Annotated in this window: 21 protein-coding genes; 12 read left to right on the plus strand and 9 right to left on the minus strand. The window is 65.5% G+C overall.

Annotation, left to right across the window (positions count from 1 at the left end):
• Positions 1-9: 9 nt before the first annotated feature.
• Genes IQ16_RS31105 through IQ16_RS31115 form a run of 3 tightly spaced genes read right to left on the minus strand, consistent with a single transcriptional unit; the run spans position 10 to position 2,182 of the window.
• A complete protein-coding gene (locus IQ16_RS31105) occupies positions 10-741 on the minus strand; it encodes an amino acid ABC transporter ATP-binding protein (RefSeq protein WP_018646199.1) in 732 nt (243 codons plus the stop codon).
• Positions 738-1,391 carry an amino acid ABC transporter permease gene (locus tag IQ16_RS31110; RefSeq protein WP_018646200.1) on the minus strand — a complete coding sequence of 218 codons (654 nt, stop codon included), beginning with the start codon at positions 1,389-1,391 and terminating at the stop codon, positions 738-740. Before IQ16_RS31110 ends, IQ16_RS31105 begins: the two co-directional genes overlap by 4 nt.
• Positions 1,392-1,423: 32 nt before the next feature.
• On the minus strand, positions 1,424-2,182 hold the full coding sequence (locus IQ16_RS31115) for an ABC transporter substrate-binding protein (RefSeq protein WP_018646201.1): 759 nt from the start codon (positions 2,180-2,182) through the stop codon (positions 1,424-1,426).
• A 181-nt stretch (positions 2,183-2,363) separates the two neighbouring features.
• Here IQ16_RS31115 and IQ16_RS31120 point away from each other — a divergent pair, with 181 nt between their 5' ends.
• The gene (locus tag IQ16_RS31120) at positions 2,364-3,020 is read left to right on the plus strand and encodes a helix-turn-helix domain-containing protein (RefSeq protein ID WP_035667454.1); all 657 of its coding nucleotides are present in this window, start codon (positions 2,364-2,366) and stop codon (positions 3,018-3,020) included.
• A 335-nt stretch (positions 3,021-3,355) separates the two neighbouring features.
• Here IQ16_RS31120 and IQ16_RS31125 read toward each other — a convergent pair whose 3' ends face one another.
• The gene (locus IQ16_RS31125) at positions 3,356-4,621 is read right to left on the minus strand and encodes a D-amino acid dehydrogenase (protein ID WP_018646204.1); all 1,266 of its coding nucleotides are present in this window, start codon (positions 4,619-4,621) and stop codon (positions 3,356-3,358) included.
• Positions 4,622-4,691: 70 nt separating this feature from the next.
• Positions 4,692-6,020 carry an omega-aminotransferase AptA gene (gene aptA / locus IQ16_RS31130; protein WP_035667457.1) on the minus strand — a complete coding sequence of 443 codons (1,329 nt, stop codon included), beginning with the start codon at positions 6,018-6,020 and terminating at the stop codon, positions 4,692-4,694.
• A 148-nt stretch (positions 6,021-6,168) separates the two neighbouring features.
• Between aptA and IQ16_RS31135 the strand changes: the two genes are divergently transcribed.
• Both IQ16_RS31135 and IQ16_RS45905 read left to right on the plus strand, forming a co-directional pair.
• Entirely contained in the window at positions 6,169-6,717 is a 549-nt protein-coding gene (locus IQ16_RS31135) for a cupin domain-containing protein (protein ID WP_018646206.1), read from the plus strand.
• Positions 6,718-6,860: 143 nt separating this feature from the next.
• A complete protein-coding gene (locus tag IQ16_RS45905) occupies positions 6,861-7,013 on the plus strand; it encodes a hypothetical protein (protein ID WP_167526364.1) in 153 nt (50 codons plus the stop codon).
• A gap of 42 nt (positions 7,014-7,055) precedes the next feature.
• On the opposite strand, the gene IQ16_RS31140 is transcribed toward IQ16_RS45905, so the two are convergent.
• The 3 genes from IQ16_RS31140 to IQ16_RS31150 are packed head-to-tail and all read right to left on the minus strand — an operon-like array spanning position 7,056 to position 10,859.
• The gene (locus tag IQ16_RS31140; protein ID WP_018646207.1) at positions 7,056-9,317 is read right to left on the minus strand and encodes a xanthine dehydrogenase family protein molybdopterin-binding subunit; all 2,262 of its coding nucleotides are present in this window, start codon (positions 9,315-9,317) and stop codon (positions 7,056-7,058) included.
• Positions 9,310-10,365 carry an FAD binding domain-containing protein gene (locus IQ16_RS31145; RefSeq protein WP_018646208.1) on the minus strand — a complete coding sequence of 352 codons (1,056 nt, stop codon included), beginning with the start codon at positions 10,363-10,365 and terminating at the stop codon, positions 9,310-9,312. The genes IQ16_RS31140 and IQ16_RS31145 overlap by 8 nt, the downstream gene beginning before the upstream one ends.
• Complete coding sequence (locus IQ16_RS31150; protein ID WP_018646209.1) at positions 10,362-10,859, minus strand: (2Fe-2S)-binding protein; 498 nt, start codon at positions 10,857-10,859, stop codon at positions 10,362-10,364. The genes IQ16_RS31145 and IQ16_RS31150 overlap by 4 nt, the downstream gene beginning before the upstream one ends.
• A 251-nt stretch (positions 10,860-11,110) precedes the next feature.
• Between IQ16_RS31150 and IQ16_RS31155 the strand changes: the two genes are divergently transcribed.
• Complete coding sequence (locus tag IQ16_RS31155) at positions 11,111-11,752, plus strand: TetR/AcrR family transcriptional regulator (RefSeq protein ID WP_018646210.1); 642 nt, start codon at positions 11,111-11,113, stop codon at positions 11,750-11,752.
• A gap of 66 nt (positions 11,753-11,818) precedes the next feature.
• Positions 11,819-12,238, plus strand: a complete 420-nt coding sequence (locus tag IQ16_RS31160; protein WP_018646211.1) for a DUF4864 domain-containing protein — start codon at positions 11,819-11,821, stop codon at positions 12,236-12,238.
• Here the strand turns inward: IQ16_RS31160 and IQ16_RS31165 are convergent.
• The gene (locus tag IQ16_RS31165; RefSeq protein ID WP_018646212.1) at positions 12,235-13,500 is read right to left on the minus strand and encodes an MFS transporter; all 1,266 of its coding nucleotides are present in this window, start codon (positions 13,498-13,500) and stop codon (positions 12,235-12,237) included. The genes IQ16_RS31160 and IQ16_RS31165 overlap by 4 nt on opposite strands.
• A 151-nt stretch (positions 13,501-13,651) precedes the next feature.
• On the opposite strand from IQ16_RS31165, the gene IQ16_RS31170 reads away from it, so the two are divergent.
• The 7 genes from IQ16_RS31170 (at position 13,652) to flhA (ending at position 20,499) form a co-directional block, all read left to right on the plus strand.
• Positions 13,652-14,092, plus strand: a complete 441-nt coding sequence (locus IQ16_RS31170; protein WP_026312490.1) for a hypothetical protein — start codon at positions 13,652-13,654, stop codon at positions 14,090-14,092.
• 73 nt (positions 14,093-14,165) lie between these two features.
• Positions 14,166-14,450 carry a hypothetical protein gene (locus tag IQ16_RS31175; RefSeq protein ID WP_145831941.1) on the plus strand — a complete coding sequence of 95 codons (285 nt, stop codon included), beginning with the start codon at positions 14,166-14,168 and terminating at the stop codon, positions 14,448-14,450.
• Between the two features lie 9 nt (positions 14,451-14,459).
• The gene (locus IQ16_RS31180; protein ID WP_018646215.1) at positions 14,460-15,884 is read left to right on the plus strand and encodes a TolC family protein; all 1,425 of its coding nucleotides are present in this window, start codon (positions 14,460-14,462) and stop codon (positions 15,882-15,884) included.
• Positions 15,885-15,897: 13 nt separating this feature from the next.
• Positions 15,898-17,235, plus strand: a complete 1,338-nt coding sequence (locus tag IQ16_RS31185) for a copper oxidase (protein ID WP_026312491.1) — start codon at positions 15,898-15,900, stop codon at positions 17,233-17,235.
• Positions 17,236-17,267: 32 nt separating this feature from the next.
• A complete protein-coding gene (locus tag IQ16_RS31190; protein ID WP_035667462.1) occupies positions 17,268-17,723 on the plus strand; it encodes a cupredoxin domain-containing protein in 456 nt (151 codons plus the stop codon).
• Between the two features lie 16 nt (positions 17,724-17,739).
• A complete protein-coding gene (locus tag IQ16_RS31195; RefSeq protein WP_018646218.1) occupies positions 17,740-18,036 on the plus strand; it encodes a copper-binding protein in 297 nt (98 codons plus the stop codon).
• Positions 18,037-18,357: 321 nt separating this feature from the next.
• Positions 18,358-20,499, plus strand: coding sequence for a flagellar biosynthesis protein FlhA (gene flhA, locus IQ16_RS31200; RefSeq protein WP_026312493.1), 2,142 nt, complete (start codon positions 18,358-18,360; stop codon positions 20,497-20,499).
• The last annotated feature ends 183 nt before the right edge of the window (positions 20,500-20,682 follow it).

Here is a 20,682-nt window from a genome sequence, read left to right on the forward strand (position 1 = left end):
GAGAACCGATCAGAGCGGATGCAGCACGCGTCGCAAGAAGTCCTGCGTGCGCGCGTGCTGCGGTTGATTGAGCACCGATTTCGCCGGACCTTGCTCGACAATGACACCGCCGTCGATGAACAGCACGCGGTCGGCAACGTCGCGGGCAAAGCCCATCTCGTGGGTGACGACCACCATGGTCATGCCGTCGTCGGCGAGCTTGCGCATCACGCCGAGGACGTCGCCGACCAGCTCGGGATCGAGCGCCGAGGTCGGCTCGTCGAACAGGATGGCCTTGGGCTGCATCGCCAGCGCCCGCGCGATCGCGACGCGCTGCTGCTGGCCGCCGGAGAGCTGCGGCGGATGGGCATCGGCCTTCTCGGCGAGCCCGACCTGGGCGAGCAGCGCGCGGCCGCGCTCGAGCACCTGGGCACGCGGCTCCTTCTTCACGAAGAGCGGACCTTCGACCACATTCTCCAGCGCGGTGCGATGCGGGAACAGGTTGAAGCGCTGAAACACCATCGAGACCTGGGTGCGGATGTTCACGATCGACGGCGCGTCGCGATCGACCTTCAATCCTTCGACGCTGATCTCGCCGCGGTCGTAGCTTTCGAGGCCATTGATGCAGCGCAGGATGGTGGACTTGCCCGAGCCCGAGGGGCCGATGATGCAGACCACCTCGCCCTTCTCGACGGAAGCCGTGATGCCCTTGAGCACCTCGACCTTGCCAAAACTCTTGTGGACGTCGCTCAGCTCGATCATCGCTTGCCGGCCCGCTTCTCGAAGTGACGGACCAGCAGGATCAGCGGGATGCTCATGGTGAGATACATCAGCGCAACCAGCGTGAACACGTTGGTGTTCTTGAAGGTCGAGGACGCGATCAGCTTACCCTGCAGCGCAAGCTCGGCGACTGTGATGGTCGAGGCTTGCGAGGAGTCCTTCAGCATCATGATCATGACGTTGCCGTAGGGCGGCAGCACGATACGCACCGCCTGCGGCAGCACCACGCGGCGCATGGTGAGCCACCACCCCATGCCGATCGACTGCGCTGCCTCGATCTGCCCCTTGTCGATCGCCTCGATGCCAGCGCGGAAGTTCTCCGCCTGATAGGCCGAATAGGCGATGCCGAGACCGAGGATGGCGGCCTGCAGGGCCGACAGCGTGACGCCGAGATCCGGCATCACGAAGTAGAGGTAGAACAACAGCACGATGATCGGGATGCCGCGGATCACGTTGATCAGGCTGGCGCTGAGCATCGACAGCGCCTTGATGCCGGAGACCCGCATCATCGCCCAGATCAGACCAAGTACCGTCGAGAGCAGCAGCGAGCCGATGGTGACGACGATCGTCAGCGCGACGCCGTTCATCAGGATCGGGAAGAACTCGGCGGCGTCGTGCAAGAAGCCTTTCATCGGGCAGCCTTCGATCGATCAGGTCTTGCCAATCAACCTTGCGCCTTCTGGCCCCACTTCTCGAGGATCTTGTCGATGGTGCCGTTGGCCTTCAGCTTTGCCAGCGAGGCATTGATCTTGCCGAGCAGCGCGGTCTCGCCCTTGCGGACGCCGATGCCGACCGAGCCGACGGTGACGGGCTTGTAACCGTCGACGAGACGCACCTCGGGGAAGCCACCCTGCTTCAGATTGTAGGCAAGGATCGGATAGTCCGCATAGCCGGCCTTGAGGCGGCCGGTGTTCACGTCGCGCAGGATGTCGGGAATGGTGTCGTAAGCTTTCACGTCGGCAAACAGGCCGGTCTTCTTCAGCGCGTCGACGAAGGCGGTGCCGACTTGCGCGCCGACGGTCTCGCCCTTCAGGTCTTCCTGCGTGGTGTAAGCCTTGGTGTCGGTCTTCGGCACCACGAGGCCTTCGCCGTAGCTGTAGATCGGGTCGGAGAAGTCGACGACCTCCTTGCGCGGCGCGGTGATGAACATCGCGGCGGCAATGATGTCGATCTTGCTCGAGGTCAGCGACGGGATCAGCGCCGAGAACGCCATCGGCTCGATCTGCACGTTGAGGCCGGCGTCCTTTCCGACCTCGGTGATGATATCGACCATGATGCCCTGGATGGTGTTGGTCTTGGTGTCGAGGAAGGTGAAGGGGATGCCCGTCGGCGTCGAGCCGACCTTCAGCACCTGCTGCGCCGACCCTGGCGCGGCGGCAAACAGCGCGAGCGCCGCAACTGCGGCCTGAACAAAACGCTTCATCGCATCCCCCTTTGGGTCCGACCGGTGCCGGCGCTCGCAGATGTCTCGATCGCAGACGTTGCGGGCCAAGCCGTTTCGGCCTATTTTCACCAATATGAAAATCTGGTCACACTTTCGCTGATGATGCAAGCGGTTTTCATGCACATGAAGGAAGCGGTTTGACGTGAGCGGTGGCAAAAGAATGCGCAAACCGGCCGCCGCGAAGCCGGCCAGGAAGGTGAAAGCCAAGGCCGTCGCCAAGCCTGTCACCAAGCCGGCCGAACCCGCGATGGACATCGCGGTCGGCCGCCGTATCCGGGATCTCAGACGCGTCAGGCAGTTCTCGCTGGAGACAGTCGCGGCCCGGACGGAGCTCTCGATCGGCTTCCTCAGCCAGATCGAGCGCGGCCTGTCGTCGCCGTCGCTGCGCGTGCTGGCGACGCTCGCCGACGTGCTCGGCGTCGGCATCGCCGCGCTGTTCGGCGCGAGCCCAAGTGCTGACGGCGCATCCGACCAGGTGGTGACGCGCGGCCTGCAGCGCCCCGAGCTGAAGCTCTGGCGCACTGGTGTGTCGAAGCAGCTGCTGAGCCCGGCGAGCGCCGACAACCGGCTCAACCTGTTCCTGGTGCATCTGGAGCCCGGCGGCTCGACCGGCGACGAGCTCTACACCCATGACGGCGAAGAAGCCGGCCTCGTGCTCGAGGGCGGGATGATGCTGACCGTGGACAGCGAGACGTGGTCGCTGAAGACCGGCGACAGCTTTCGATTTGCGAGCCGGCGGCCGCACCGGTTTTCGAACCCGGCGAACGATGCGAAGGCCGTGGTGCTGTGGGTGAATTGCGTGACGGGGGCCGGGTAGCTCACTCGTCGGACCGCGAACGCAACTCCATCCCCGTCATCCCCGCGCAACGGCGAAGCCGTTGTCGCTGGAGGTGCGAGACTTGCGATGCGATCGCATCACAAGTCGAGCCTCGAAGGATGCACGGCCACAGCCGGGCCGTCGCCCTTCGAGGCTCGCCGCACGGCGCGTTGCGCCGCGCAGCTCACGCCTCAGGGTGACGGTGATGGAGCAGGTACGCCACGCCTCCGCGCACCGTCATTGCGAGCGCAGCGAAGCAATCCAGAGTCTTGCCGCGGAGACAGCCTGGATTGCTTCGTCGCAAGGGCTCCTCGCAATGACGAGGAGATAGAGTCTCACCCAAACCGGTACTTGTACCGCTCCACCGACAGCGCACTCACATCGATGTCCGGCCTCTTTCCCGACAGCATGTCGGCGAGCACGCGCCCCGAGCCGCAGGACATGGTCCAGCCGAGCGTGCCGTGGCCGGTGTTGAGGTGCAGGTTGGCGAAGTGGGTCGGGCCGATCACGGGCGGGCCGTCCGGCGTCATCGGACGCAGGCCACTCCAGAAGGTCGCTTTGGACAGGTCGCCGCCGCGCGGGAACAGGTCGGTCAGGGAATGATCGAGCGTGGCGCGGCGCGCGTCGTACAGCTTGCTCGAATAGCCCGAGATTTCGGCGGTCCCGCCGACGCGAATGCGATTGCCGAGGCGGGTGATCGCGACCTTGTAGCTCTCGTCCATCACGGTCGATTCCGGCGCGCCGGAAGCGTCCTTGATCGGCACCGTGATCGAATAGCCCTTCACCGGATAGACCGGCAGCGAGATGCCGAGCGGCGCGACGAGCCGCGGCGACCAGCTGCCGAGCGCGAGCACGTAACTATCTGCCTGCAACAGGCCGGCACTGGTCGCGACACCGCTGACACGCGCGCCGTCGGTGACGATGCGATCGATGCCGGTGTTGAACATGAAACGCACGCCGAGCGCCTGGGCATGCTTGGCCAGCGCCTGCGTGAACATGTGGCAGTCGCCGGTCTCGTCCTGCGGCAGGCGGAGCCCGCCGGCGAACTTCTCCTTCACGCCGGCGAGCGCCGGCTCGACCGCGATGCAGCCTTCGCGGCTCAGCACTTCGAAGGGCACGCCATATTGCTTGAGCACGGCGATGTCTTCGCCGGTGCCGTCGAGCTGGGACTGGTAACGGAACAGCTGCAGCGTGCCCTGCGAGCGCTCGTCATACTGGATGCCGATGTCGCGGCGCAGATCGCGCAAGGCATCGCGGCTGTATTCCGCGATCGGAATCATCCGGCTCTTGTTGATCGCATAGCGTTCGCTGGTGCAGTTGCGCAGCATCTTGAGCAGCCAGACCCACATGACGGGGTCGAGCTTCGGCCGGATCACCAGCGGGCCGTGCTTCATCAAGAGCCACTTGACCGCCTTCACCGGCACGCCGGGGCCGGCCCAGGGCGAGGAATAGCCGGGCGACACCTCGCCGGCATTGGCGAAAGAGGTCTCCAGTGCCGGCTCGGGCTGACGGTCGACGACCGTCACGTCGTGGCCGGCACGTGCGAGGTAGTAGGCAGAGGTGACACCGATGACACCGCTGCCGAGGATCAGAACTTTCACGCTTCGTCAAACTCCCGCGGCATCACGCTCGCCGCTGCAAGGGAACAACTCGCAACGGCGGTAGCAATTATCAGGCCACCTTCTTGATGGCGTCGCCGAGGATCGAGACCATCTGGTCGATGTGGCTCTTCTCGACGATGAGCGGGGGCGACATCGCGAAGCTGTCGCCGCTCATGCGCAGATAGAGGCCGGTGTTGAAGCAGTCGACCATGACGTCATAGCCGCGCGCGCCGACGACGCCGTCACGCGGCGCCAGCTCGACCGCGCCCATCAGGCCGCAATTGCGGATGTCGACGACGTTGGGCAGACCCTTGAGCGAATGCAGCGCATCGCGCCAGTATTCGGCGATCGACGCACCGCGCGTGAGCAGGCCTTCGTCCTTGTAGATGTCGAGCGTCGCGATGCCCGCGGCGCAGGCGGTCGGATGCGCCGAATAGGTGTAGCCGTGGAACAGCTCCATCTGGTTCTCGGGGCCGACCATCATGCCGTCATGCACCTTGCGGCTCGCGAACACGGCGCCGCAGGGAATGGTGCCGTTGGTGATGCCCTTGGCCGTCGTCATCAGGTCCGGCGTGACGCCGAAGAAGTTGGCGGCGAACGGCGTGCCGAGGCGGCCGAAGCCGGTGATGACCTCGTCGAAGATCAGGAGGATGCCGTGCTTGTCGCAGATCTCGCGCAGGCGCTGCAGATAGCCCTTCGGCGGCGGCAGCACCGCGGTCGAGCCGGGGACCGGCTCGACGATGACGGCGGCGATGGTCTCGGCGCCGTGCAGGCCGACCAGACGCTCGAGATCGTCGGCGAGCTCGACGCCGTGCTCGGGCTGGTCCTTGGCGAAGGCGTTACGGGTGAGATCGTGGGTGTGGCGGATGTGGTCGACGCCCGGCAGCAGGGTCGCGAAGGCGCGGCGGTTGGCGACCATGCCGCCGACCGAGGTGCCGCCGAAGCCGACGCCGTGATAGCCGCGCTCGCGGCCGATCAGGCGGGTGCGGCTCGACTGGCCGTTGGCGCGATGATAGGCGAGCGCGATCTTCAGCGCGGTATCGACCGACTCGGAGCCGGAGTTGGTGAAGAAGATGCGATCGAGGCCCTTGGGCGCGATCTCGGCAAGGCGCTCGGCGAAGTCGAATGCCAGCGGATGACCCATCTGGAACGTGGGCGCGAAGTCCAGCGTCATCAGCTGCCGCTCGACCGCGGCGGCGATCTGCTTGCGGCCGTGGCCGGCATTGACGCACCAGAGGCCGGCGGAGCCGTCGATCACCTTGCGGCCGTCGACGGTGGTGTAGTGCATGCCCTCGGCCGAGGAGAACAGGCGCGGCGCCTTCTTGAACTGCCGGTTGGCCGTGAACGGCATCCAGAACGAGTCGGTCTTGATAGTGTTCGGAATCTGATGAAGGGTCACGGCCGCGCTCCTTTGCTGACCCACTAGCAGAGCCACGGCTTGGAAAGCGCAACAAGTCCTTTTCTGGTGACCTGCAAGCCATTGATTTTGCTGGGGCAGCCGGTCCATATTTGCTCGATCCGCAACACCTGCAACACGGGATTAGGCTATGAGCGTCGACATCGGTGGACGGCTGCGATTCATCCGGGCGCGCCACAAGCTGTCGCAGCGCGAGCTTGCCAAGCGCGCCGGCGTCACCAACTCGACGATCTCGCTGATCGAGTCCAACCAGATGAACCCGTCGGTCGGCGCGCTCAAGCGCATCCTCGACGGCATCCCGATGGGGCTCGCCGAGTTCTTCGCCCTGGAGCCGGAGTCCAGGCGCAAGATCTTCTACCGCGCGGAGGAGCTGACGGAGGTCGGCAAGAAGCCGATCTCGTATCGGCAGGTCGGCGACAATCTGTTCGGCCGCAGCCTGCAGATCTTGAAGGAGCGCTACGAGCCCGGCAGCGACACCGGACGCGTGCATCTCGTCCATGACGGCGAGGAAGGCGGCATCGTGATATCAGGCAAGCTCGAAGTCACCGTCGAGGACGAGCGCCGCATTCTCAATCCAGGCGATGCCTATTATTTCGAGAGCCGCCGCCCGCATCGCTTCCGCTGCGTCGGCGGCAAGCCGTGCGAAGTGATCTCGGCGTGCACGCCGCCGACGTTCTGACGCAGGATCGGCGCATCCGGGATCCTACGGAGTGCCCCGGTGTCTTACGGACCTTGAGGCATCTCAATTTCCGCGAGCCGTTCCTCTATATGATGCGAGCCGCAGCCGAGAGACATTCCGGCGCCGCTTCATAAGGCTCGCAGATGAAGATCACGCTCGCCAACGCCGAAGCCGCGCTCGACGAAGTCCAGCGCGATGCCGACAAGCTTCGCTCGCAGGAGCTGCGCAAGGCCATCGCCGACTACATCGAGATGCAGCGCGAGGCGCTCAAGGCGGTCCGCAAGAAGCTGCATTAGCGAGACGCGGCGGAGCGAGAGGATCTCGCCCCGCATTCTGTCTCAACGCTGCGTCAGCAACTCCTCGATCCGGATCGGGAAGCGGCGGACGCGTACGCCGGTCGCGTGCCAGACGGCGTTGGCGACCGCACCGGCACTGCCGGTGATGCCGATCTCACCGACACCCTTGATGCCGAGAGCATTCACATGCGGATCGTGCTCCTCGACCGTGATCACATCGAGCGGCGGCACGTCGGCATTCACGGGGATGTGGTACTCGCCGAGATTAGCGTTCATGATCCGCCCGCTGCGCCGATCGGTGATGGCTTCCTCGTGCAGCGCGAAGGACAGGCCCCAGATCATGCCGCCGAACAGCTGGCTCTTCACCAGATGCGGATTGACGATGCGTCCCGCTGCGAAGGCGCCGACCATGCGGCTGACGCGGACCTGGCCGAGCTCGGGATCGACCTTCACCTCCGCGAACACCGCGCCGTGGGCGTGCATCGCATACTGCTCCATCGCCGCGGGGTTCGGCGCGCCGGTGCCGCGGGCCTCGACCTCGGCAACGCCGGCACGCGCGAGGATCTCCGCATAGCTCTCGCTGCGGCTCTCGTCGTCACGCCGGATCAGCCTGCCGTCCCGCGCGATCACACCGGCATTGCCGGCGCCGAACAGCGGCGAGCGCTCATCATTGGTGGCGAGATCGGCAAGCTTTGCGATCACGGCCGCGCCGGCACTGTGGATCGCGGCACCCGCGGTTGCCGTGTGCGCCGAGCCGCCGGCGATGCCGGCATCGGGCAGGTCAGACGTGCCGGCCTTGAAGTCCACGCGGTCGATATCGAGACCGACGGCATCGGCCGCGATCTGCGCCAGCGCCGTCCAGGCGCCCTGCCCCATGTCGTGCGCGCCGATCTCCATCGCGCCCGAGCCGTCGCGGCGGAGCACAGCGCGCGCCTCGGCCTGGAACATCAGCGCGGGGAACGTCGCGGTGCCCATCCCCCAGCCGACCAGAAGTCCGGCATCGTCGCGCATCTGTCTCGGCTGGAGCGAGCGCTTCGCCCAGCCGAAACGCGCTGCGCCCTGATCGTAACAGGCGCGCAGCGCTTTCGAGGAGAACGGTCTTCCCGTCATCGGCTCGACCTCGGCGTAGTTCTTGAGGCGGAACGCGAGCGGGTCGATGCCGCAGGCCCAGGCCATCTCGTCGATCGCGCTCTCGAGCGCGATCGAGCCGGTCGCCTCCCCCGGCGCGCGCATGAACAGCGGCGTGCCGGTGTTGACGCGCACCGCGTCATGCGAGGTGCGGATCGCGGGCGCCGCATAGAGCGTGTGCGAGGCGTCGGCCGCGGGCTCGTAGAAATCGTCGAAGGTGCTCGACACGGTCCTTGCATGATGATCGAGCGCGGTCAGACGCCCCTCCCCATCGGCACCGATGCGCAAGCGCTGCCTCGTCGGCGCGCGGTGACCGACCGGGCCGTACATCTGCTCGCGGCGCAGCACCAGCTTGACCGGCCTGCCGACGAGTTTTGCCGCCATGATGCCGAGCGTTGGCGGCCCGGCCATCAATCCCTTGGAGCCGAAGCCGCCGCCGAGGAACGGGCTGCGGATGTGGATCTTGTCGTGCGCGATGCCGAACAATTCGGCGATGCGCGCCAGCGACAGCATCAGGCCCTGGGTCGGCATGTCGATCTGCAGACGGTCGCCGTCCCAGGAGGCAACGATCGCATGCGGCTCCATCGCGTTGTGATATTGCGGCGGCGTCTCGTAAGTCGCGTCGATCTGCTTTTCAGCCGTGGCGAGGCCAGCCTCGACATCGCCGCGGTGGCTTTCCGTGGGATTGCCGACACCGACGACCGGCGGCACGAAGCTTTCGCCGGCATCGAGCCCCACGAGCGCCGGCAACGTTTCGTAACGCGGCGCCAGCAGCAGCGCGCCTTCCGTCGCCGCCTCCAGCGTCTCGGCAATCACGACGGCGATCGGCTGATTGGCGTAGCGGACCTCATGGCTTTGCAACACCTCCATCCGAAACACGAACGGATTGGTCTTGATTTCAGGATCGATTGCGAGCTCAGGCTTGTGGTCCGGCGTCATGACGTCGACGACGCCGGGATGGCGCTTGGCTGCTGCGACATCGAGCGAGACCACGCGGCCGCGCGAAATGCTCGCGACCGCCATCACCGCAAACAGCATGCCGGGCGGATGATTGTCGGCGGCGTAGGTCGCCTGCCCCTTGACCTTGAGGACGCCGTCGCGGCGGGTCAGCGGCTGGCCGATGTTCGAGCCGTGCCGCAAATGAGCGGGCGCGCTGGTGAGATTGAGCTCAGGCATGGATGGCTCCGGACATGGAGGCAAAGGGAGAAGCCGGCAGCGCGGGGATACGCGCGGGCGCACCGGCAGCGGCGAGTAGCAGCGCGCGCACGACGATGCGGCGCGCCAGCTCGATCTTGAAGGCGTTGTCGCCGGACGCCTTTGCCTCGGTGAGCGCGCGCCAGGCGGCTTCCTGGAAGGCGTCGGCCGTCGGCGCGACACCCCTCAGAACGTCCTCCGCGGCACGGGCACGCCAGGGCTTTGCGGCGACACCACCGAGCGCAAGCCGCGCTTCGGCGATCTTGCCGTTCTCGATCCGCAACGCAGCCGCAGCCGAGACGACGGCAAAGGCATAGGAGGTGCGTTCGCGAACCTTGAGGTAACGCGCGTGCGCGGCGAAGCCGCGCGCTGCGGGCGGCAGGCGCACGGCGACGATGAGGTCGCCGGGCTCGAGCGCCGACTCACGCTCGGGCGTATTGCCGGGCAGGCGGTGCAGCGCGTCGAGCGCGATCTCGCGCCGGCCGCTCCTGCCTTCGATCTCGACGACGGCATCGAGTGCGACCAGCGGCACGCAGAAGTCGGACGGATGCGTGGCGATGCAGCTCTCGCTCCAGCCGAGTACGGCATGGCCGCGGTTCTCGCCATCGCGGGCGTCGCAGCCGGAGCCGGCCTCGCGCTTGTTGCAGCGGCTGGCGGTGTCGTAGAAATACGCACAGCGGGTCCTCTGCAGCAGATTGCCGCCGACGGTGGCGGCGTTGCGCAATTGCGCCGACGCACCGGAGAGCAGCGCTTCGGCCACGGCGGGATGAGTCCTTGCGAATTCCGGATCATGCGCGAGATCAGCGTTGCTCACCAGCGCGCCGATGCGCAACGATCCGTCGGCGAGCGTCTCGATTTGATCGAGCCCGTGGAGATGCGTGACATCGACGAGGCGATCCGGACGGCTGATGCCGCCCTTCATCAGATCGAGCAGATTGGTGCCGGCGGCAAGATAAACGGCGCCCGGCTGCGCGGCGGCGGCAACGGCTTCAGTGACCGTGGCGGGCCTGACATAATCGAACGGTTTCATGCGGAGCGCCTCTGGTTGGATTCGTCCATGCCGGCCTGCGCTTCCAGCACGGCATCGACGATGCCGGCATAGGCGCCGCAGCGGCACAGATTGCCGCTCATGCATTCGCGGACGCGTTCGGGATCATTGCCGGCCTGCGCCTCTTGCATCATGCCGATCGCGCTCATGATCTGGCCGGGCGTGCAGAAGCCGCACTGAAAGCCGTCATGGGCGATGAAAGCGGCCTGGACCGGGTGAAGCTGATCGCCCCGCGCGACGCCTTCGATGGTGAGGATCTCGGCGCCGTCATGGCTGATGGCGAGCGCGAGGCAGGAGTTGATGCGCTTGCCGTCGACGAGGATGGTGCAGGCGCCGCACTGGCCGCGGTCGCATCCCTTCTTGGTTCCGGTCAGATGGAGGCGCTCACGCAGGAGATCGAGCAGCGTGACGCGCGGATCGTCGAGGACGAAGTCGCGCCGCGCACCGTTCACGGTGAGGCTGATGGAGTGGTTCATACAAGGCTCCGATCAGATATGGACATGGCTCATCGCGCAGCGCGCCACCGCCGTGGCCGCCGTCGATTTCGAATTGACCGGGCGGAGCCGGGCCAACGTCTCAGCGAAGATACGGAGGCACCCTCCGCTTAACAAGGGCCGCGGAAAAATATTTGGAATTCGTCAAAGCCCGAGCGCATACAACGCGATGCAGCCGGCCAAGGGTTCAACAAGGGTTCAATCTAACCAATTCGTGATCTACATTGCCTGATATGGACGACCACACCGACCAGACCCGAAAACCCCGCGCCGATGCCGTACGCAATCGCGAGCGCGTGCTCGAAGCGGCCAAGGCCGTGTTCAGCGCTGGCGGCCCCGAGGCGAGCCTGGAAGCCGTGGCCAAACGCGCCGGCGTCGGCATCGGCACGCTCTATCGGCATTTCCCGACGCGCGAGGATCTGTTCGAGGCGGTGTACCGGCGCGAGGTCGAGCAGCTCAGCGAGCTCGCCGAGCAGTTGAAGACTACGAAGGATCCGATCGACGCGCTCAGGCGCTGGCTGCGCTCAGGTGTCGAATTCGTTGCCACCAAGAAGGGCATGGTGGCAGCCCTGGCACTCGCAGTGCAGAGCGGGTCCGAGCTGCATGCCTTCTCCTTCGAGCGGCTGACCACGGCGATCGGCTCGCTGCTCCATCGTGCCGTCGCGGCCGGCGAGATGCGCGCCGACATCAGTCCCGAGGACTTGCTGCGGGCGTTCTTCGGCATGTGCTACATGCACGACCAACCCGGCTGGCAGTCCTCGGTGCTGCGCATGCTCGACGTGTTCGTCGACGGTCTGCGGGTGCAGATGGCCGCCAAGGCCAAGCCGCGCCCCGCGGCGAGGTCAGCGAAGCCGGCGGTGAAACGGAAGCGATAGCACGCCCGTATTTACCAGAGGTCGTGCTAGGATCAGCATCGCCCGGATCCCAACGCGGAGCCTGTCATGCGCATTGCCGCCTTGCTGATCGCTCTCACTGTTGTCCTTGGTATTGCGCTTGGCCCCGTCTCAACTCGCGCCGGCGATGTCTCGGCGGCACAGGGCGTCATTCAAGCCCAGGAACGGGCCTTTGCCCGCGACGATGCGGCCGCGGCCTATTCCTACGCCGCGCCGGCGATCAAGGAGATATTCCCCGGGCCCGACATCTTCATGTCCATGGTGCAGAACGGCTACGCGCCGGTCTATCGGCACAAGAGTTTTGAATTTGGCGAGAGCAAGAGCGAAGGCAGTTGGATCGCCCAGCGCGTCCATATCATTGATGCCAATGGCGAAGCCTGGGAGGCGCTCTACACGGTCGAGCAGCAGCCGGATGGCAGCTACAAGATCACCGGCTGTTCGTTACTGAAAGCAGGACAGGCCGTTTAAGTCGCAAAGCCCGGACCGGTCCTGACCGAGCCCATCCGCGAACGGATCAGCAGCAGCACGACGATGCCGATATTGAGCGCGTTCCAGGCAACGCCGTTGGCGAAGGCCGCACCGTAGGAGCCGGTGGCATCGAAGATCACGCCCGAGACCCAGCCGCCGAACGACATGCCGAACACGGACGCGAAGATCACGATGCCGACGCGCGTCGCCGCTTCGCTCGCAGGCATCGCCTCGCGCACGATGATGGCGTAGCTCGGCACGATGCCGCCCTGGAACAGGCCGAACATCGCCGAGATGATATAAAGCGAGGTAAGGCTGTCGAAGAACAGATAGAACACCAGCGCAAAGCCTTGCGCCAGCGATCCCACCAGCAGCGTGCGGATGCCGCCGATCTTGTCGGCGAGATAGCCCGAGCCGATGCGGCTGACGATGCCGCAGCCCATCATCAGCGACAACATCTCGGCGCCGCGCGCGACGCCATAGCCGAGATCGCCGCAATAGGCGACGATGTGGACCTGCGGCATTGCCATCGCGACGCAGCAGGAGATGCTGGCGATCGAGAGCAGCACCGTCAGCGTGTTGGTCGACAGCTTGAGATCGACCCGCGGCGGAGGTGCCTTGGCGTGGTCATGGACCGTGTCGTTACCCATCTGCGCGCGCAGGACCAGCACCAGGATCGTCATCAGGCCCACACAGACGAGGCCAATGCCGATATGGGTGGTGCGCCAGCCGATCGACTGCATGCCCCAATTGACGATCGGGGGCCACATCGTGCCGGCGACATAATTGCCGCTGGCGACGATGGTCACGGCGAGGCCGCGATAACGCTCGAACCAGTGCGACGCCTCCGCCATCAGCGGCGCGAAGGTCGCCGATGTTCCTAGTCCGATCAGGAAATAGGCCGCGATGAACTGCCAGAGCTGCGTCGAAAGTCCCGCCAGCGTATTGGCGACACCGAGGAAGGCGATGCTGATCGCCATCGCCTGCACGATGCCGAACCGGTCCGTGATCTTGCCGGCGATCACGCCGCCAAGCCCGAAGCCGAACATCATCAGCGTGAAGGCCAGCGACACCGCACCGCGCGTCGCGGCGAATTCGGCCTGCACCACGGGAATCATGACGACGATCGCCCACATGCCGACGCCGCCGATCGAGCCGATCACCAGCGCAATGACGAGCCGCATCCAGGCCTGACGGGAATCAGGGCTGAATGAGTCTGATCTTTGTTCGGGATGATTTGGCGCGTGCACGGGCCGGACCATGGCCCGCGGATCGCCACACGGTCAAGCAACGTGGCGATATATTGGGCATGCGCGGTGCACTGCGGTAAGAAGGAGCTTGGCGAACGCGCGATTTGCCATTAGTTTGCAATCAGCGTGTGCAACCTTGCCGCGCGAGGAGCCTATCGGCGGAATGTTGTTGCGATTGACGCGATCGATGCGGATGAAGGTGGGGCGGATCATCGCCTTCGCCTATCTGTTCTGCGTGCTCGCGCCGGCAGCAAGCCTTGCCTTGGGCAATGGCCCTGCGCCGTGCCTTGACGACGCACTCCTCGCCGATCCCGTGCCGGCGCATCACCAGATGGCGAGCCATCAGCATGGCGATGCCTCGCACGAACATGCGGGAACCCACGCTCATCACCAGACCGCCTCGAAGGATGCACCCGCTCCGCATCATCATGGCGGTAAGGGAACCGTCGGTCCGTGCTGCGCGATGATGTGCGTCAGCGCGCTGCCGGCCGATCTGCCCAGCGTCGCCACGCCGGTCCAGCCGACGTCGACCTGCGCGCCCGAGATCGTGGCCAGCCTGCACAGCGCGGCGCCGCCCCAGCACTACCGCCCCCCCATCACCTGATCTGACGCAACGACGTCGGTCCGAGCGCGCTTTTGCGCGCGCGAACCTGTGGTTTCCAGATCAGGGATGAATCATGCTGGCGCTTTCCTGGGCGAAGTCTGCCGCCGCATCTGCGGTGGGTGGACAACACTTTCGATTCAATTGGCTGCTGCCGGCCTTTGCCGCGCTGGCGCTGTCCGGCTGCATGCCGGTAACGACACAAGTCGCCAGTGCCGACCCCGCCGATCCCGCGGCGAAGGTGGCACGCGTCGGCTATCGCTCGACCATCGCGCCCTACACCAGCCTGCGGCCGGCGACACCGGCACCGTGGCGGGACCGCAACGACGCCGTCACGCCGCAGCCGAAGCAAGACCGGTAGGAGCGCGCCATGGCACACCATTTTGCGCGGGGCCTGCTCGTGCTTACCGCGTTCGGACTCTCCGGCTGCATGGCGTTCTCGCCGGACGGCGGCATGACGACGGTCTCGGAGCTCACGAGCCAGACGATCAGGAAGGACGTTGCTTTCGTGCGAACGGCCGAAGGGGCCGAGGCCGTCACCGCGACCGTCCGCCGGTTGCTGGCGCGCGCGCTGACCATCGAGACGGCCGTGCAGATCGCGCTGCTCAACAACAAGGGGCTGCAAGCCGCTTACAACGAGCTGGCGCTGGCCGAAACCGAGCTGGTCGAGCAGAGCCTGCCGCCCAATCCCGTATTCTCGATCTCGCGGATCTCGGGCAATGGCGCGAACGAGATCGAGCGCCAGGTTGTCGGCGACATCCTCGCCCTCGCAACACTGCCGTTCCGCTCCGAGATCGCGCGCGACCGCTTCCGTCAGGCGCAATTGCGCGCGGCGCTGGCGACGCTGCGGCTCGCTGCCGACGTGCGCCGCGCCTATGTCCGCACTGTTGCCGCCAACGAGATGGTGGCGCTGCTGACCGACGCGAAGGCGACGGCGGAATCGACCGCTCAGCTTGCGGTCAAGCTCGGCGAGACCGGCTCGCTCAACAAGCTCGACCAAGCCCGCGAGCAGGTGTTCTATGCCGAGACCACCGCCGATCTTGCGACGGCGCGCCAGGCGGCGACGAGCGCGCGCGAAAGACTGGCGCGGCTGATGGGGCTGTGGGACGACGGCCTCGATTTCCGCCTGCCCAACCAGTTGCCGCCGCTGCCGCGCCGCCCGCAGGCCTTGCCCTCGATCGAGGCCGATGCAGTGGCGCATCGCATCGACCTGCAGATCGCGCGGCTCGAGCTGACGGCGCTGGCAAAATCGCTGAACCTCACCGAGGCGACGCGTTTCGTGACGCTGCTCGATCTCGCCGGCATCTCCCGCCGCACCCAGGATCCGGAAGGGCCGCCGTTCCGCGAACGCGGCTTCGACGTGCAGTTCCAGATCCCGATCTTCGATGGCGGCGAGGTGCGGGTGCGGCAGGCGGCCGAGACCTACAATCTCGCTTTCAACCGCCTGACCGAGCGGGCCGTGAATGTCCGCTCGGAGGCACGAGACGCCTATCGCGTCTACCGGTCCACGTACGACATCGCCAGCCACTTCCAGCGCGAGATCGTGCCCTTGCGCAAGATCATCACCGAGGAGATGCAGCTGCGCTTCTCCAGCATGCAGGTCGACATCTTCGCGCTTCTGACCGAGGCACGGCAGCGCCTGGCGTCACTGCGCGGCGCCATCGACGCCAAGCAAAGTTTCTTCCTCGCCCAGTCCGACCTGCAGACCGCCGTCAATGGTGGCGGCGCGCCCGCCGCCGGCGGCGAGACGTCAACCACTATCGCCGCGGCAGCGCCTGCCGATGGCGGCCACTGAGACGGAGGCCATCATGTTTTCCCGCCGAGGATTTTTGGGCACCGCCGCGCTTGCCAGCGCATCGGCCATCAGCGGCCGCGTTCAGGCCGCGTCCATTCCGGAAGCGCCCACCATGGACAAGGTGGTGATGCAGCCGCCGCTGCACCCGATCAGCGGCCCCGACTATCGCCCCGTGGTGACGCTGAACGGCTGGTCACTGCCGTTCCGCATGAACGGCGACTGGAAGGAATTCCACCTCGTCGCCGAGCCCGTGGTGCGCGAGTTCGCCGAAGGCATGAAGGTGAATCTGTGGGGCTATAACGGCCAGTCGCCCGGCCCGACCATCGAGGCGGTCGAGGGCGACAAGGTCCGCATCTTCGTCACCAACAGACTGCCCGAATACACCACCGTGCACTGGCACGGCATGATCATCCCCAGCGGCATGGACGGTGTTGGCGGATTGAACCAGCCGCACATCGAGCCGGGCAAGACCTTCGTCTACGAATTCGAGATGAAGAAGAGCGGGACCTTCATGTATCACCCGCATTCCGACGAGATGGTGCAGATGGCGATGGGCATGATGGGCATGGTCGTCGTGCATCCGCGCGATCAAAGCTTCCGCCCCGTCGACCGCGACTACGTCTTCGTGATGAGCACCTATCGCGTCGACCCCGGCACCTATCTGCCGCAGGTCAACGAGATGACCGACTTCAACATGTGGACCTGGAATTCGCGGGTGTTTCCAGGGATCGATCCCCTGCCGGTGCGGCTCGGCGACAAGGTGCGCGTGCGCATCGGCAATCTCAGCATGACCAACCATCCGATCCACCTGCACGGCCACAGCTTCGCAGTGACCTGCACCGACGGCGGCTGGATCCCGGAGAGCGCGCAATATCCGGAGACGACGACCGACGTTCCGGTCGGCGCGGTCAGGGTGTTCGACGTGCTCGCCGACAATCCCGGCGACTGGGCGTTTCACTGCCACAAGTCGCATCACACCATGAACGCGATGGGGCACGAGGTGCGCAACCTGATCGGCGTGTCGCGCAAGGATCTCGCCAGGGCCGTCGGCAAGCTCGCACCTGACGGCATGGCGATGGGCTCGACCGGCATGGCGATGGGCAACATGGAGATGCCCGCGCCCGACAACACGCTGCCGATGATGACCGGCACCGGCCAGTTCGGTCCGATCGAGATGGGCGGCATGTTCACGGTGATGAAGATCCGCGAGGACCTCGCGCGCGACGATTATCGCGATCCCGGTCCGTACAAATTCCCGCAGGGCACCGTCGCCTACGAAGTCACGGCACCGGCTGCGGAGCCGGCGCGGCAAAAACCAGGCAGTCCGCCGATGAAGAACATGAAGATGTGAGCGTTTCGATGAACCACCAACTGGAGACTACAATGAAGAAGACTATCAAACTCGGACTCGCGCTGGCTGCGCTTTCTATCGCGCCGGCCATTGCTCATGACCAGCACGCGCACGGGACCTTTTCGGCCGGCGAGCCCGGCGATCCCAAGAAGCCCGCACGTACCATCGAGATCGCGATGAGCGAGATGTCCTACGAGCCGTCGAACATCACGGTCAAACGCGGCGAACAGATCCGCTTCGTGCTGCGCAATTCTGGCAAGGAAGACCACGAATTCCTGCTCGCCACCACCAAGGAGAACCTCGCGCACGCCGAGGTGATGAAGAAACATCCGCACATGGAGCACGACGACCCGAACGGGGTCCGGCTCGCCCCGAGCAAGACCGCCGAGATCGTCTGGAAGTTCAGCAAGGCCGGCACGTTCGAATTTTCCTGCCTGATCCCGGACCATCGCGACTACGGCATGGTCGGCCACGTCACCGTCAAGTGAAGCACTGGAGAGAGCCATGAAATCGATCACCCGCACCACCGCCGCGCTCGTGCTGACGCTCGGCCTGACCTTCGGAGCGGCGCAGGGCGCCTCGATCAGCGGCGAGGTCAAGAAAATCGACGAAAGCGCCGGCAAGATCACGCTCAAGCACGGGCCGGCCAAGAGCCTCGGCATGGAGGAGCCCATGACCATGGTCTACCGCGTCAAGGACCCCGCCATGCTCAAGCAGGTCAAGGTCGGCGACAAGGTGACCTTCGAGGCCGAGGAGGCGACTTCGGGGTATACGGTGACGAAGATGGACAAGGCGAAGTAGGGGCGCTTTGCCACCTGCCCCGTCATTCCGGGCTGGTCCGCAGGACCAGACCCGGAATCTCGAGATTCCGGGTTCGGTGCTTCGCACCGCCTCGGAATAACGACTTGGGAGCCCGAAACACCCCTGCCATCCCCTCCGTTAACCATTTGCTAACCATACACCCGGCAAGAATTGCCGAGTGAAGTCGAGTGTCGTCAGCCGCGTAGAACGGGAGCTCCCGTGGACGCCAGTGCGGTGCCTCACTTTCGGAACGGCGGCCCATCGGCCGCCGCGCAGACGTTTGGGGCGCGCGGCCGGCAGTCGCGCGGGGAGGCAGCTACCATGGTCGACGTCACCGCGGGACAGGGCGTAGGCGCAGCAAAGCCCGGCATCCCCTCCCTCAACGAGATCGTCAACATCCTCAAGCGCGGCGACATCGCGCTGGCGCTGGGCGTTCTCACCATCCTGGTGGTGCTGATCCTGCCCCTGCCCGCGATCGTGCTGGACCTGTTCCTGGCGATCTCGATCACGCTGTCGATCCTGATCCTGATGACCTCGCTGTTCATCCAGACGCCGCTGGAATTCTCCGCCTTCCCGACCGTGCTGCTGATCTCGACCATGCTGCGTCTGTCGCTCAACATGGCCTCGACCCGCCTGATCCTGTCGCACGGGCACGAGGGCACGGCCGCCGCCGGTCACGTCATCGAAGCTTTCGGCAGCTTCGTGATGGGCGGCAATTTCGTCATCGGCATCATCGTCTTCGCCATCCTGATCATCGTCAACTTCATCGTCATCACCAAGGGTTCGGGCCGTATCGCGGAAGTCGCCGCACGCTTCCACCTCGACGCCATGCCCGGCAAGCAGATGGCGATCGACGCCGATCTCGGCGCCGGCCTGATCGACGAGAAGGTCGCCAAGCAGCGGCGCAAGGAGCTGGAGGACGAAAGCGGCTTCTTCGGCGCCATGGACGGTGCTTCCAAATTCGTCCGCGGCGATGCCATCGCGGGCCTTCTGATCGTCTTCATCAACGTCGTCGGCGGCATGATCATCGGCGTGGCGCAGCAGGGCATGTCCTTCGCCGACGCCGGGCGCAGCTACACGCTGCTGACTGTGGGTGACGGCCTCGTCACCCAGGTGCCGGCGCTGATCGTCTCGACCGCCGCGGGCCTGCTCGTCTCCAAGGCCGGCGTCTCCGGCGCCGCCGACAAGGCGCTGATGAAGCAGTTCTCCGGCTATCCGCAGGCGCTGGCGATGTCCTCGGCAGTGATGCTGGTGCTGGCGGCCCTGCCGGGCATTCCGACCATTCCCTTCCTCGCGCTCGGTGCCGGCGCCGGCGCGCTGGCATGGCACGCCCGCAACCACAAGCGCACCGCCGCGAAGGCCGAGGAAGCCGCCAGCGCCGCGCCTGCCGCCGGCGCACCGGGTGCGCCCGGCGCGGCCGCGGCGGAAGAGCCGATCTCGGCCGCGCTGAAGATCGACGACCTCAAGATCGAGCTCGGCTATGCCCTGCTGCCGCTGGTCAACGGACCCGACGGCACCGACCGCCTCACCGAACAGATCAAGGCGCTGCGCCGCTCGCTCGCGATCGAGATGGGTTTTGTGATGCCGGCAGTGCGCATCCTCGACAACGTCCAGCTCGAGGCCAACACCTACATCATCAAGATCAAGGAGGTCGACGCCGGCACCGGCAAGATCTGGCCGAACCAGTTCATGGTCATGGACCCCGGCGGCAGCCAGGTTCAGGTGCCCGGCATCCACACCACCGAGCCGACCTTCGGCCTACCCGCAACCTGGGTCGATGCCAGCCTCAAGGAAGAGGCCTCGCTCAAGGGCTATACCGTCGTCGACGCCGCGACCGTGCTCTCGACCCATCTCACCGAGCTGCTCAAAGCCAACATGTCGGACCTGCTCTCCTATGGCGAGGTGCAGAAGCTGCTCAAGGAGCTGCCAAAGGAGCAGAGCGAGCTGGTCAAGGACATCGTCCCCGGGCAGGTCACGGTCTCCGGCATCCAGCGCGTGCTGCAGCTGCTGCTCGCCGAGCGCATCTCGATCCGCGACCTCTCGACCATCCTCGAGGGCATTGCGGACTCGCTCGCCTTCTCACGCAATCCCTCCACCATGGTCGAGCACGTTCGCGCCCGCCTTGCCCGGCAGATCTGCGCGCAGAACACCTCCTACAACGGCTATCTGCCGCTGATCGCGCTGTCGGCGCGGTGGGAGCAGGCCTTCGCCGAATCCATCATCGGCCAGGGCGAGGAGCGCAGCCTCGCCATGCAGCCCTCGAAGCTGTCGGAGTTCATGACCGCCGTGCGCGAGGCTTTCGAGCGCGCCGCCCGCGAAGGCGAGGCGCCGGTGCTGGTCACCTCTGCGGCAATTCGTCCCTTCGTGCGCTCTCTCGTTGAGCGGTTCCGCGCCCAGACCACCGTGCTGTCGCAGGCTGAAATCCACCCCAGGGCGAGGTTGAAAACGGTCGGAAGCATCTGATTTGCCTTAAGAAGCCGTGTGTTTTTCGGCCACAGGCAAATGGTTTTTGAGTTCCTGGCGCCTTGTGGACCAAAGCCCCAAGAGGCGCCCGGCAGGCGCATTACAGCTTTGAAATAATTATAAAAAAGAACGATCAAGAGCCGTTTTTGATCGCGATCTTTCACGTCCTGTCACGCTCTTGTG

The sequence above is a fragment of the Bradyrhizobium huanghuaihaiense genome (assembly GCF_007830635.1).
GTDB lineage: Bacteria > Pseudomonadota > Alphaproteobacteria > Rhizobiales > Xanthobacteraceae > Bradyrhizobium > Bradyrhizobium huanghuaihaiense.